General features: G+C 69.3%; 11 protein-coding genes and 1 riboswitch. All 11 genes read right to left on the bottom strand.

All coding sequences use genetic code 11. From position 1 onward, the window contains the following. Positions 1 to 33 precede the first annotated feature (33 nt). The 11 genes from metF to HZI36_RS18600 all read right to left on the bottom strand — a co-directional run bounded on the left by metF (position 34) and on the right by HZI36_RS18600 (position 12,354). Positions 34 to 864, bottom strand: coding sequence for a methylenetetrahydrofolate reductase [NAD(P)H] (gene metF, locus HZI36_RS18650; RefSeq protein WP_179404139.1), 831 nt, complete (start codon positions 862 to 864; stop codon positions 34 to 36). Between the two features lie 19 nt (positions 865 to 883). Continuing rightward, positions 884 to 1,237 carry a phage holin family protein gene (locus HZI36_RS18645; RefSeq protein ID WP_179404138.1) on the bottom strand — a complete coding sequence of 118 codons (354 nt, stop codon included), beginning with the start codon at positions 1,235 to 1,237 and terminating at the stop codon, positions 884 to 886. Positions 1,238 to 1,361: 124 nt separating this feature from the next. After that, positions 1,362 to 2,783, bottom strand: a complete 1,422-nt coding sequence (gene ahcY / locus HZI36_RS18640; RefSeq protein ID WP_179404137.1) for an adenosylhomocysteinase — start codon at positions 2,781 to 2,783, stop codon at positions 1,362 to 1,364. Positions 2,784 to 2,814: 31 nt separating this feature from the next. Continuing rightward, positions 2,815 to 2,937, bottom strand: a riboswitch (S-adenosyl-L-homocysteine riboswitch). A gap of 133 nt (positions 2,938 to 3,070) precedes the next feature. Continuing rightward, a complete protein-coding gene (locus HZI36_RS18635) occupies positions 3,071 to 3,805 on the bottom strand; it encodes an RNA polymerase sigma factor FliA (protein WP_179404136.1) in 735 nt (244 codons plus the stop codon). A gap of 23 nt (positions 3,806 to 3,828) precedes the next feature. Then, positions 3,829 to 4,701, bottom strand: a complete 873-nt coding sequence (locus HZI36_RS18630; protein ID WP_179404135.1) for a MinD/ParA family ATP-binding protein — start codon at positions 4,699 to 4,701, stop codon at positions 3,829 to 3,831. Further along, positions 4,694 to 6,478: a flagellar biosynthesis GTPase FlhF gene (gene flhF, locus HZI36_RS18625; RefSeq protein ID WP_179404134.1), complete on the bottom strand. Its 1,785-nt coding sequence runs from the start codon at positions 6,476 to 6,478 to the stop codon at positions 4,694 to 4,696. Before flhF ends, HZI36_RS18630 begins: the two co-directional genes overlap by 8 nt. Beyond that, a complete protein-coding gene (flhA, locus tag HZI36_RS18620) occupies positions 6,475 to 8,577 on the bottom strand; it encodes a flagellar biosynthesis protein FlhA (RefSeq protein WP_179404133.1) in 2,103 nt (700 codons plus the stop codon). Before flhA ends, flhF begins: the two co-directional genes overlap by 4 nt. Then, positions 8,574 to 9,767 carry a flagellar biosynthesis protein FlhB gene (flhB, locus tag HZI36_RS18615; RefSeq protein WP_179404132.1) on the bottom strand — a complete coding sequence of 398 codons (1,194 nt, stop codon included), beginning with the start codon at positions 9,765 to 9,767 and terminating at the stop codon, positions 8,574 to 8,576. The genes flhA and flhB overlap by 4 nt, the downstream gene beginning before the upstream one ends. 285 nt (positions 9,768 to 10,052) lie before the next feature. After that, positions 10,053 to 10,550: a VOC family protein gene (locus HZI36_RS18610; protein ID WP_179404131.1), complete on the bottom strand. Its 498-nt coding sequence runs from the start codon at positions 10,548 to 10,550 to the stop codon at positions 10,053 to 10,055. 27 nt (positions 10,551 to 10,577) lie between these two features. After that, positions 10,578 to 11,834, bottom strand: coding sequence for a DUF3443 domain-containing protein (locus HZI36_RS18605; protein WP_425485261.1), 1,257 nt, complete (start codon positions 11,832 to 11,834; stop codon positions 10,578 to 10,580). Between the two features lie 16 nt (positions 11,835 to 11,850). Further along, on the bottom strand, positions 11,851 to 12,354 hold the full coding sequence (locus tag HZI36_RS18600; protein ID WP_179404130.1) for a DUF2844 domain-containing protein: 504 nt from the start codon (positions 12,352 to 12,354) through the stop codon (positions 11,851 to 11,853). Between the last annotated feature and the right edge of the window lie 3 nt (positions 12,355 to 12,357).

Genomic DNA, 12,357 nt, shown 5'->3' with positions numbered 1-12,357 from the left:
GGCGCGCGCTGGCGCGACGTCAGCGGCGGCGGTTCAGAACCCGAGCCGCTCGCAAATCGTCCGCGTCGCGGCCGCGCCGTTCAGCGTGTAGAAATGCAGGCCCGGCACGCCCGCGTCGATCAGGCGCTGGCAGAGGCTGGTGACGACGTCGGCGCCGAACGCGCGGATCGCGTCGCGATCGTCGCCGAAGCTCTCGAGCCGGCGCGCGACCCAGCGCGGCACTTCGGCGCCGCACATCTCCGAGAAGCGCATCAGCTGCGAGAAGTTCGTGATCGGCATGATGCCCGGCACGATCGGTACGTCGACGCCGAGCTTCCGCGCGTCGTCGACGAAGCGGAAGTACGCGTCGCCGTTGAAGAAGTACTGCGTGATCGCGGAATTCGCGCCGGCCTTCACCTTGCGCGCGAAGTTCTCGAGATCGGCCTTCGGCGAGCGCGCCTGCGGGTGATATTCCGGATACCCGGCGACCTCGATGTGGAACCAGTCGCCGTGCTCCGCGCGGATGAAGCTGACGAGCTCGGACGCGTAGCGCAGCTCGCCGACCGAGCCCATCCCGGATGGCAGGTCGCCGCGCAGCGCGACGATGTGGCGGATCCCGTGCGAGCGGTACTGGTCGAGGATCGCGCGCAGGCTGTCGCGCGACGAGCCGATGCACGACAGGTGCGGCGCCGCTTCGAGGCCGTCCTTCTGCATGTCGAGGACGGTATCGAGCGTGCCCTGCTGGGTCGAGCCGCCGGCGCCGAACGTCACGGAGACGAATTTCGGTTTCAGCGGCATGAGTTGCGCGCGCGTCGCGCGCAGCTTCTCGACGCCGTCCGCCGTCTTCGGCGGAAAGAATTCAAACGAGAGTTCGATCGGTTTCATGATGAGAAGCGAGGCCCGCTCAGCCGATGCTGCGCTGGCCGAAGATCAGGGCGGACAGCAGCCACGACACGATGCTGTACAGGATCGAACCGAAGAACGCGGACCAGAAGCCCGACACCTCGAAGCCCTTCAGCAGCGACGCCGCGAGCCAGAAGCACAGCGCGTTCACGACGAGGATGAAGAGCCCGAGCGTGACGATCGTGACGGGCAGCGTGAACAGGATCAGCACCGGCCGGATCACCGTGTTGATCAGGCCGAGCACGACTGCGACGATCAGCGCGGTGCCGAAGCTCTTGATGTGGATCGACGGCACCAGATACGTGATGATCAGCAGCGCGAGCGCGTTGATGATCCAGGTCAGGATGAGGGTCATGCGATGCTCCCGGTTCGTTGTCGGTCGGCCGCGCGCGGCTGCCCGGTGACGATGGACGCGGGGCCGGCCGTGGCCGCCCCGCCCGATGCCGCCGTGGCCGGCGGCGCCTGGTGTCAGTGGCGGGTTAGTAGCGGTAGTGATCCGGCTTGAACGGGCCCGCCTTCGACACGCCGATGTACGACGCCTGCGCGTCGGACAGCTCGGAGAGCTGCGCGCCGATGCGCGCGAGATGCAGGCGCGCGACCTTCTCGTCGAGGTGCTTCGGCAGCACGTAGACCTTGTTGCCGTACTCGCCGCCGCGCGTGAACAGCTCGATCTGCGCGAGCGTCTGGTTCGTAAACGAGTTCGACATCACGAACGACGGATGGCCGGTTGCGCAGCCGAGGTTCACGAGGCGCCCTTCCGCGAGCAGGATGATCCGCTTGCCGTCCGGGAAGATGATGTGGTCGACCTGCGGCTTGATGTTGTCCCACGTGTACTGGCGCGTCGACGCGACGTCGATTTCCGAATCGAAGTGGCCGATGTTGCAGACGATCGCGTTATGGCGCATCGCCTTCATGTGATCGTGGCCGATCACGTGGAAGTTGCCGGTCGCGGTCACGAAGATGTCGGCCTTGTCGGCCGCGTACTCCATCGTCACGACGCGGTAGCCTTCCATCGCCGCCTGCAGCGCGCAGATCGGATCGATTTCCGTGACCCACACGGTCGCGCCGAGCCCGCGCAGCGACTGCGCGCAGCCCTTGCCGACGTCGCCGTAGCCGGCGACGAGCGCGATCTTGCCCGCGATCATCACGTCGGTCGCGCGCTTGATCCCGTCGACGAGCGATTCGCGGCAGCCGTACAGGTTGTCGAACTTCGACTTCGTGACCGAATCGTTCACGTTGATCGCCGGGAACGGCAGGCGGCCTTCCTTCTCCATCTGGTACAGGCGGTGCACGCCGGTCGTCGTCTCTTCGGTCACGCCCTTGATCTGCGCGAGGCGCGTCGAGTACCAGCTGCCGTCGGCGTCGAGATGCTGCGCGATCGACTTGTACAGCGCGACTTCTTCCTCGTTCGTCGGCTTCGCGATCACCGAGCGATCCTTCTCCGCCTTCGAGCCGAGGATCAGCAGCAGCGTGGCGTCGCCGCCGTCGTCGAGGATCATGTTCGCGAACTCGCCGTTCGGCCATTCGAAGATCCGGTGCGTGAACGCCCAGTATTCGTCGAGCGACTCGCCCTTGAACGCGAACACCGGCGTGCCGCCGGCGGCGATCGCGGCGGCCGCGTGGTCCTGCGTCGAGAAGATGTTGCACGACGCCCAGCGCACGTCCGCGCCGAGCGCCTTCAGCGTCTCGATCAGCACGCCCGTCTGGATGGTCATGTGCAGCGAGCCGGCGATGCGCGCGCCCTTCAGCGGCTGCTGCGCCTTGTATTCGTCGCGGATCTGCACGAGGCCCGGCATTTCGGTCTCGGCGATATTGAGCTCCTTGCGCCCCCAGCCGGCGAGCGACAGGTCGGCGACGAGGTAGTCGTTGGAGCTCTTGGAATCGATAACGGCGCTCATCACGCCCTCCTTTCTAAAAAAAGTTCTAGAAATTGTGACGTGAGCGCCGTTCAGGAAGCGGGTGGGCCGGCGCGATCTTCGATCGCCGCCGCGCGGCCGCTTGGTGAAGCCTTCCGAGCCTGGCGGGCGGGCGCCCGTCGCAACGCTCCTCGGAAAACGGGGGGGATTGTAGCAAATTGGCGCGAACAATGCCGGAGGCGGGCCGCCGCCGGTGCGTGCCCGCGCATGGTCGGTCCGTCGGAGAAGCCCGCGAAAGCGCCCTCGTAGTGCGCTCTCGCGGGCGGGCCGCGTCAGTTTTCCGCGCCGACCCAGGCCTGCTCGCGCAGCCGCGCGCGCAGCCGCGCGACCGCCTGGCTGTGCAGTTGGCAGACCCGTGATTCGCTGACTTCGAGCACCGCTCCGATCTCGCGCAGGTTCAGCCCGCGTTCATAGTAGAGCGACATCAGCAGCTTCTCGCGGTCCGGCAGCCGCTCGATCGCGTCGATCAGCGCGTCGCGCAGATGGTCGTCGAGCAGCGCCGACAGCGGGTCCGCGCGATCGACGCAATGGCGGTCGAGGAACGGTTCGTCGTCGGACGACCGGTCGAAGTCCTCGTAGTAGATCAGCTGGCTGCCGTGCAGATCCTGCAGCAGCCCCTGATAGTCGGTGAGCGGCATCTGCAGATGGTCGGCAACCTCGGTCTCGGACGCCGACCGGCCGAGCCGCTGCTCGACCTGGTGCACCGCGTGCTCGACCTCGCGCGAGTTCTTGCGCATGCTGCGCGGCAACCAGTCGTTGCTGCGCAGCTCGTCGAGCATCGCGCCGCGAATCCGCTGCGTCGCATAGGTCTCGAACTGCGCGCCCTGGTCTTCCTTGTAGCGGCCGGCCGCGTCGAGCAGCCCGATCATCCCGGCCTGGATCAGGTCGTCGAGATCGACGCTCGCCGGCATTTTCGCGACGAGCTGCAGCCCCAGGCGGCGCACGAGCGGCGCGTACTGCGCAAGCACGTCGGTCTGGGAAATCTTTCCTTGAGCGTTGTACATCATGGCGCTTTCTCCTTCGTCGGCGCTCACGCGGCGTGAGCCGCGCCCTTCTCGCGCGCCGGGCCGCCCGCGCGGCCCTCCCGCCGGTCTTCCGTGCCGCCGTCCAGCCGGCGATCCCCGTCGTCGCGGCGCGCGCCCGGTCCCGGGCGGCGCGGCCAGTACAGCAAGTCCGCGGCAATCTGCCGGTAGTCGCGCGCGGCCGGCGACGACGGGAACGCATCCGCCGCGGTGCGCGCGAGCGTGCGCGCGTGCTCGACGAGCGGATCGGCGCTCACGCAGCCCGCGTGCGCGAGCGACACCGCCAGATAGCGGCTCGCGACGCCCGCGAGGTTGTCGAACGTGGTCTTCGCGTCCGCGCGGCTGCCGACGTGATTGATCAGCACGCGGAACTGCGCGATCGCATGCACGAAATGCAGGCGCTTCATGCACGCGTACGCGTCGGTGATCGCCTGCGCGGCGACCCGCGTGACGATCAGCACGTCGTGCGCGTCGCGCGCGAGCGCCGATAGCCCGCCCTGCGCATCGAGCCGTGCGTCGACGAGCACGATGTCGGCCGCGCCGTCGACGATCGCGCGCAGCCGCGCGCCGCCGTCACCGTTGCTGTAGCCGTCGCGCGCGAGCGCGGCGGCCGCGCAGACCGAGAAGCCCGCGTCGACGCGCACGCATTCGCCGTCGCGCCGCCATCTGCCGTCGAGCGTCGTGGTGGCCGAGCGCGGGCCGTCGTGCTCGTCGACGACGAGCACGTCCTTGCCGAGCGCCGCGAGCGCGGCCGCGAGATTCACGACGGCCGACGTGCAGCCAACGCCCGTCGGGCCGCCGACGATCGCGACGATCCGCGATCCGGGCCCGGCGAGCAGCCGCCGCAGCCCTTCGGCCTGGTCGATCGTCTGTTTATCCAAAGCGCACCTCGTGCGGGTCGGCGGGGGAACGGACGGCGAGCGCGGCCAGCATGCCGGGCACGTCGTCGTCCTGCGGAACGAACGGCGAGCCGGCGCGCGGCACGCAGAACGCGCTCTTCACCAGAAACTTCTTCGTCGCGACGTACAGGTTCTCGGGCACCTTCTGGCCGGTCGACACGTAGTGCACCGGCAGCCGGTAGCGGATCACGGCGTCGAGCGTGCCGCCGAGGTTGGTCGCCTCGTCGAGCTTCGTCAGCACGCAGCCGGCGAGCTCCGGCCGGTCGTCGCCGCCGCGGTACGCCTGCACGACTTCGTTCAGCGTGTCGCCGTGGCTCGTCGCGTTCAGCAGCAGCAGGCGCTGCACCGGCGTGTCGGCGCCGTGCAGCATCGCGATCTGGTCGGACACCGCGCGGTCGCGCTGGCTCATCCCGATCGTGTCGATCAGCACGATGTGCTTGTTACGCAGCTCGGACAGCGTGAACTGCAGATCGCCCGCGTCCTTCACCGCATGCACCGGCACGCCGAGGATCTTGCCGAAGATCCGCAGTTGCTCGTGCCCGCCGATCCGGTAGCTGTCCGTCGTCAGGAGCGCGACCTTGCTCGCGCCGAAGCGCATCACGCAGCGCGCGGCGAGCTTCGCGGTCGTCGTCGTCTTGCCGGCGCCCGTCGGCCCCATCAGCGCGAACACGCCGCCGCGCTCCATCAGCGCATCCTCGCTCTCGAGCACCGGCAGGTTCGCGGCGAGCACCGTCTGCGCCCAGTCGATCGCGCGGTCGAGCGTCGCGGCTTCGTCGCCGTCCGGCAGGTTGTCGACGACCATCCGCACGAGCTGCGCGGAGAAGCCGGCCGCGAACAGGTGCTTCGTCAGCGCCGAATGCACGGCGCTGCGACGCTGGCGCTCGCGCCACATCAATCCGTCGAACTGCTCCTCGAGCATCCCGCGCAGCGTGCCGAGCTCGTGCATCACGGTCTCGTCGACGATCCGCTCGACGTGGCGCTTCATCGCATCGGCCACCGCGGCCGCCACGTCGAGCGCCGCGCGCGGCGCGGGGGCCGGCTGCGCGTCGCCGGCTCGGCGCGCGGCGGGCGCGGCGTCCGTGGCCGGCAGGCGGCTCGCGACGTTGCGCACGACGTCGCGGGCCCAGTCGGGCGACGCCGCGGAGGCGCGTTCGGCGGACTGCGCCGGCGCGGGCGGGCGCGCGAGCGCGTCGCGCTGCTTCGTCAGGCGCTTCGCGTGCTCGACGAGCCACGGCGCCGGCTCCGATGCGGCGGCGGGAGAGGCGGTCTGCATAGCGACCGGTGAAGCGACCTGTGAAGCGGCCTGTGAAGCGGTCTGCAAAGCGGCCCGCGAAGCGGACGCGGCGCTCGATGCGGCGGATGCGGGCGCAGATGCGGATGCGGCAGGCGCCGAAGCCACGCCAAACGTCGCGTCGGCCCCGTCGGCCGTGTCGGCGCGTGCGCCGAACACCGACGAGAACACGTCCGGCAGATCGCCGCTCGCGTAAGGGTTGAGGCCCGGATTGATGCCTGGATGAGTACCCGCGCGCGCCGGCGCCGGCGCCGGCGCGGACGCGAACGCGGACGGTGCGGCGCCCGCGCCCGGCGCGGCGGCCGGCGGCGCGATCGCGGCCAGCTCGGCATCGGCGAGCGCGGCGATTTCGACGCTGCCGTCATCGAGCGTGCGGTTCGACAGCACGACGGCGTCGTCGCCGAGCGCTTCGCGCACGAGGCGCAATGCGTCGCGATTCGACGCGCCGATGAATTTACGAATGTTCAAGCTGAACCCCCGATGACATTAACGACCTTGATCGTGCGCGTATCCGGCACCTCGGCATACGACAGCACCTTCAGTTGCGGCAGGCTGCGCCGCAGGAAGCGCGCGAGCATCGCGCGCAGCGCGTGCTGCACGAGCAGCACGGGCGGCAGACCCTGGTTCTGCTGGCGCTGGATCGCGTCCTGCGTGCCGGTCAGCAGCGAGTGCGCGAGGCCGGGCTCGAGGCCCGGGTTCGCGCCGGTGGCGAGCGCCTGCGACAGCACGCGCTCGAGATTCGAATCGAGCCCCATCACCTGCATCTCGCCCGCGCCCGGATACCACTGCTGCGTGATCGCGCGGCCGAGCGCGAGGCGCACCGCGGCGGTCAGGTCGTACGCGTCCGGCAGGCGGGCCGCGTGCTCCGACACCGCCTCGACGATCGTGCGCATGTCGCGGATCGGCACGCCTTCCTCGAGCAGGTTCTGCAGCACCTTGTGCAGCGTCGTCAGCGAGATCGTCTTCGGCACCAGATCCTCGACGAGCGACGGCGCATCCTTGCCGGTGCGCTCGATCAGCGCCTGCACTTCCTGGCGGCCGAGCAGCTCCGACGCGTGCTGCACGACGAGATGATTCAGGTGCGTCGCGACGACCGTGCTCGCGTCGACGACGGTGTAGCCATACACCTGCGCCTGCTCGCGCAGCGCCGCGTCGATCCACACCGCCGGCAGCCCGAACGCCGGATCCTGCGTCGGCGCGCCGGGCAGCGCGGCGCTCACCTGGCCCGGGTTGATCGCGAGCCACTGGCCCGGCTGCGCTTCGCCGGTGCCGATCTCGACGCCCTTCAGCGCGATCCGGTACGCGTTCGGCCGCAGCTCGAGGTTGTCGCGGATGTGGATCACCGGCGGCAGGAAGCCGATCTCCTGCGCGAACTTCTTGCGGATGCTCTTGATCCGCTTCAGCAGCTCACCGTCGCTGTTCTTGTCGACGAGCGGAATCAGCCGGTAGCCGACCTCGAGGCCGAGCGTGTCGATCAGCTGCACGTCGTCCCAGGTCGCTTCATGGCTGTCAGCGGGCAGCGCGGCGGCCGGCGCGACGTCGGTCAGGTCGCCGGCGGCCTTGCGCGCGGCCGCGCGCTTCGTCTGCGTGCGCGAGAGCCAGATCGCGCCGCCGCCGAGCAGCAGGAACGCGACGTGCGGCATCTCCGGAATCAGCCCCATCCCCGCGATGATCGTGCCGGTGATCATCAGCACGCGCGGGTTCGCGAACAGCTGGCCGGTGAGCTGCGTGCCGATGTCCTCGTCGGTCGCGACGCGCGACACGATCACGCCGGCCGCGGTCGAGATCACGAGCGACGGAATCTGCGCGACGAGGCCGTCGCCGATCGTCAGCAGCGTGTAGTTCGTGCCGGCGTCCGCGAAGCTCATGTCGTGCTGCAGCATCCCGACGATCAGCCCGCCGATCACGTTGATCGCCATGATGATCAGGCCCGCGATCGCGTCGCCGCGCACGAACTTCGACGCGCCGTCCATCGAGCCGTAAAACTCCGCTTCCTGCGCGACGGTCTGGCGGCGCTTTCTCGCCTGCTCCTCGTTGATGAGGCCCGCGTTCAGGTCGGCGTCGATCGCCATCTGCTTGCCGGGCATCGCGTCGAGCGTGAAGCGCGCGGACACTTCGGCGATCCGCCCCGCGCCCTTCGTGATCACCATGAAGTTGATGATCATCAGGATCACGAACACGACGATGCCGACCGCGAAATTGCCGCCCACGAGAAAATGACCGAACGCCTCGATCACATGGCCGGCCGCGTCGGGGCCGGTATGCCCTTCGAGCAGCACGACGCGCGTCGACGCGACGTTCAGCGACAGCCGCAGCAGCGTCGAGAACAGCAGCACGCTCGGGAACGCAGCGAAATCGAGCGGCTTCATCGTGTACATGCTGACGAGCAGCACCATCACCGACAGCGCGATGTTGAACGTGAACAGCAGATCCAGCAGCAGCGGCGGCAGCGGCAGGATCATCATCCCGAGGATCATGCAGATCAGGATCGGGCCGGCGAGCGCGCGCAGGTTCGCGTCCGCGAACTGCTTCGAGCGCTTGCCGAGGAACGCGGCGGGCATGTTCATGCTGCGTCTCCGCCGAGCGCTTCGTCGGCTTCCTCGTGCTCGTCGCCGGCGTCGATCCGCGTGCCCTTGTCGAGCTCGGCCGGCACGTCGAGATCGACCGGCGCGACCGGCACGGCGCCGCCTTCGGTGCGGAAGCGCTTGAGCTGATAGACCCACGCGAGCACTTCGGCGACCGCCGCGTACAGCGAGCCGGGAATCTCGCGCTCGAGCTCGACGTTGTGATACAGCGCGCGCGCGAGCGGCGGCGCCTCGAGCAGCGGCACGCCATGTTCGGCGGCAAGCTCGCGGATCCGCGCGGCGACGAGGTTCACGCCCTTCGCGACGACCTTCGGCGCGCGCATCTCGCCATCGGTGTACCGCAGCGCGACCGCGAAATGCGTCGGGTTCGTGACGACGACGTCGGCGCCCGGCACCGCCGCCATCATCCGGCGGCGCGCGAGCGCGCGCTGCTGCTGGCGGATCCGGCCTTTCACGTGCGGATCGCCTTCGTTCTCGCGATGCTCGCGCTTCACCTCTTCCTTCGTCATGCGCAGCTTCTTGTTGTGTTGCCAGAGTTGGTAGGGCACGTCGAGCGCGGCGACGACGAGCATCCCGGCAACCGTCGTGCCGCAGCAGACGGCGATCAGGTGCAGCGCGTCGGCGAGCGCGACGTCGAGCGGCTGCGTCGCGAGGCCGAGCAGCGCGTCCTTGCTGCGCCAGATCGCGAAGCCGCCGATCCCGCCGACGACCAGCGTCTTCGCAATCGACATCCCGAGCTGGATCGGCCCCTGGATCGAGAAAATCCGGCCGAAGCCCACGATCGGGTTCAGCCGGTCGAACTTCAGCTCGAACGTCTTCGACGAGATCAGCCAGCCGCCGAGCGCCATCGGCGCGCACAGCGCGGCGACGCCGGTCAGCGCAAGCAGCGGCGCGAGCGCGGCGAGGCCGTCGGCGCCGGCGCTGCCGGCCTCGGCGACCATCCGGTGCGTGTCGAACGCGGCCGCGCGGTCGAACGTGAACGCGTTGCGCAGCATCGACCGCAGGTGCCCGCCGATCGGCCCCGCAAGCAGCCACGCGCCGTAGAAACCCGCCGCGAGCAGCGCGAACGAAGCCAGCTCGCGCGAGCGCGCGACCTGCCCGTCCTCGCGCGCCTTCTCGCGGCGCCGAGGAGTGGCGGCTTCTGTTCTGTCGAGATTGCTCTCGTCTGCCACGCGGGCCTCCGTTCGGGAACGCGGCAGAATGCCGCTTTTCAGTGGGATCGATTATTCCCGCGGCGGTCAAGCGGCGATCGGTCGAGGAAAGCCGGGAAAGGGCGGTATTTCGGGGAATCGGGAGCGAGGGCGAGGACGCGCGAAAGCCACGCGGACAGGGGCGCGAGCGCCCGTCCGCGAGCGCGGTGATGGCGGAATTGGGGGGGCGGTGTGGAAGTCGGGGGCGGGTGCTACCCGGTGTTACCTAGCGCTACCGGGTGCCGACCGGTACGGCCTGGCGCGGCATCACGCCGCCGCGCGCTGCAACGCGGCGAGATCGATCTTCTTCATCTGCAGCAGCGCCTCCATCACGCGCTGGGCGCGTGCCGGATCGCCGTCGTCGACCAGCGTCGGCAGTTGCACCGGCACGATCTGCCACGACACGCCGAAGCGGTCCTTCAGCCAGCCGCACTGCTGCGCGCGCTCGTCGCCGCCTTCAGCGAGGCGCGTCCAGTAATGGTCGATCTCCGCCTGCGTCACGCAGTTGACGACGAACGACACTGCCGGCCCGATCTGGAACGCCGGCCCGCCGTTCAGCGCGACGAACGACTGCCCGTCGAGCTCGAACGCGACCGTCATCACCGCCCCCTCGGTCTGGCCGGACGCATGCGCGCCCGCCTTCCCGTACCGGACCGTGCGCGTGATGCGCGCATGGTCGAACACCGACACGTAGAACGTGGCGGCGGCCTCGGCCTCGCGATCGAACCACAGGAACGGCGTGATGCGTTGTACGCGCGCGCTCATGGCGAAACCTCCTCGATGTCAGGACGGTCAGAACGCGACGAAAGGCGCCGCGCCGCCGCTCGCGGTCCGGTCCATCCCGAAGTAGAGGGTCCTGCCGTAGAAGTACGGCATGCCGACGTCGAGCGTCGTGCCCTTGCCGTTGTACGGCCCGGCGAGATCATCCAGCGCGTAGTTCGCGCTCGCGAACAGTGTATTCGCGTTCGCGACCGACATCGTCACGTTCGCCTGCTGGCTGTTCTGGCCCCTTACCGTTGCCGTGTAGCTCGTCGTCGACGATGGGCAGTAGAAATCGTTGTTGGTGGTGGTGGTGCACTGGATCTGCGACGGATCGTCGAAGAAGTACCCGTTCGAGCCGGTATCGAAGAACGCGGTCACGGTCTTGCCAAGCAGTGTGCCGGTGATGTCGCCGTTGCTGGCCGACGTCATCACCGTCGTTGCGCCGAGCGTGTTGTTGGTCTGCGTACCGATCCCGAAGATCAGCTGGCCGGTCGCGCTCGCCTGCCCGTTCGCCGCCACCGCCGGCATCTGCACGATCACGCCGTTGTTGTCGGACGCGAAACGATGCACCGGATTCGCAACCAGCTGCGAACTCGACACCGCCGTCTGCGCGCAGCTCGCGTTGCCGCTCGGGCACGCGTAATAGACGCTGTAGGTCGCCGACGCCAGGCAGTTCGACCCGCAGTCATTCGGCGCCGGCCCGATGCCGAGGATGCCGTTCGCGCCGAGGATACTTGCGGTGTTGGCCGGCGTGCCGCCGCCCGAGCACGACGTCGGCACGTTCGACGAGCCGAGATCGCCGAGGATCTGCACCGGCAGCGCGCTCGCCTGCTCGCCGGCGATCTTCAGGTCGGCGGTGCGCACCGAGCCCCACGTGAAGCTCGACACGAACGTGCCGCATTCGGCGAGCGTCGCGCCGCCGACCGTCTCGACCGGCAGGCTGGGAAGCAGGCCCGACACCGCGCCGCTGACGAGGCGCAGCCCGAACGAGCCGGTGTCGACGAGCACGTGGTCGACGACCTGGCAGTTCGACGTGCCCGGCGCGCAGACCGTCACGCTGACGGTCGGGATGTTCACGAAGTTCGCGACGCCGGCGTCGACGGTGATGGCCGTCGTGTTCGCTACGCTGGACGAACCGGTGCCGGTGCCCGTCGACAGACCGCCGCCGCCGCCGCTGCCGCCACCGTCCCCGCCGCCGCATGCGGCAACGAGCGCGGCCATCGCGGCCATCATGAATACCAGGCGCAGCGCACCGAGCCGGCCGATCAGAGTGTGATGAATTCGCACGATCGCTCTCCCGCCGTCACTGGATATCGTTGCCGGTCATGCCGGCAGGCAGCGCCTGCGGCAGCCACGCCTGGCCGGAGAACGCGCCCATGTGCCCGCCGGTGCGCACGACGAGCCCGCTCGTCGTGACGGACACCGGCGCACGCCAGCCGTGCGCCGCGTGGGCCGACGCGACGCCGGCCTGGTATTGCGCGTAGTAGGTGCCGAAGATCGAGCGGAGATCGGGTATCGTCGGGCCCTGCCACGCGACGCCGAACACGTCACCCGCCGTGGACACGTATTCGTGGATCACCGTGCCCGAGCCGAGCGTGACTTCCCGGACGGTATAGGCGGCCGCGGCCGCCGGTGCGCTCGCCGCCGCGAGCACGCTGCGCTGCAGCGTGCGGACGGTCGCCGCGATGTCGTTCGCCGGCGGCGTCATCGGCGCGCCGCCCAGTTCCGCGCGCGCGTGGACGGCCCACAGCACGCTCGTTGCGGCCGCAACGCTGGCGGCGGCCCGGCTCATACGTTTCAGTTCCACACT

It is taken from the genome of Burkholderia guangdongensis (genome assembly GCF_013403875.1).
In the GTDB taxonomy this organism is placed as follows: domain Bacteria; phylum Pseudomonadota; class Gammaproteobacteria; order Burkholderiales; family Burkholderiaceae; genus Burkholderia; species Burkholderia guangdongensis.
The sequence above is the reverse complement of the archived record's forward strand: the minus strand, read 5'-3'. Positions and strand labels throughout refer to the sequence as shown.

What these genes read in the sequence shown, in the direction of transcription:
- HZI36_RS18645 (WP_179404138.1), bottom strand. Translation starts at nt 1,237, where the DNA reads ATGACCCTCATCCTGACCTGGATCATCAACGCGCTCGCGCTGCTGATC.
- HZI36_RS18610 (WP_179404131.1), bottom strand. Translation starts at nt 10,550, where the DNA reads ATGAGCGCGCGCGTACAACGCATCACGCCGTTCCTGTGGTTCGATCGC.
- metF (WP_179404139.1), bottom strand. Translation starts at nt 864, where the DNA reads ATGAAACCGATCGAACTCTCGTTTGAATTCTTTCCGCCGAAGACGGCG.
- flhA (WP_179404133.1), bottom strand. Translation starts at nt 8,577, where the DNA reads ATGAACATGCCCGCCGCGTTCCTCGGCAAGCGCTCGAAGCAGTTCGCG.
- HZI36_RS18635 (WP_179404136.1), bottom strand. Translation starts at nt 3,805, where the DNA reads ATGATGTACAACGCTCAAGGAAAGATTTCCCAGACCGACGTGCTTGCG.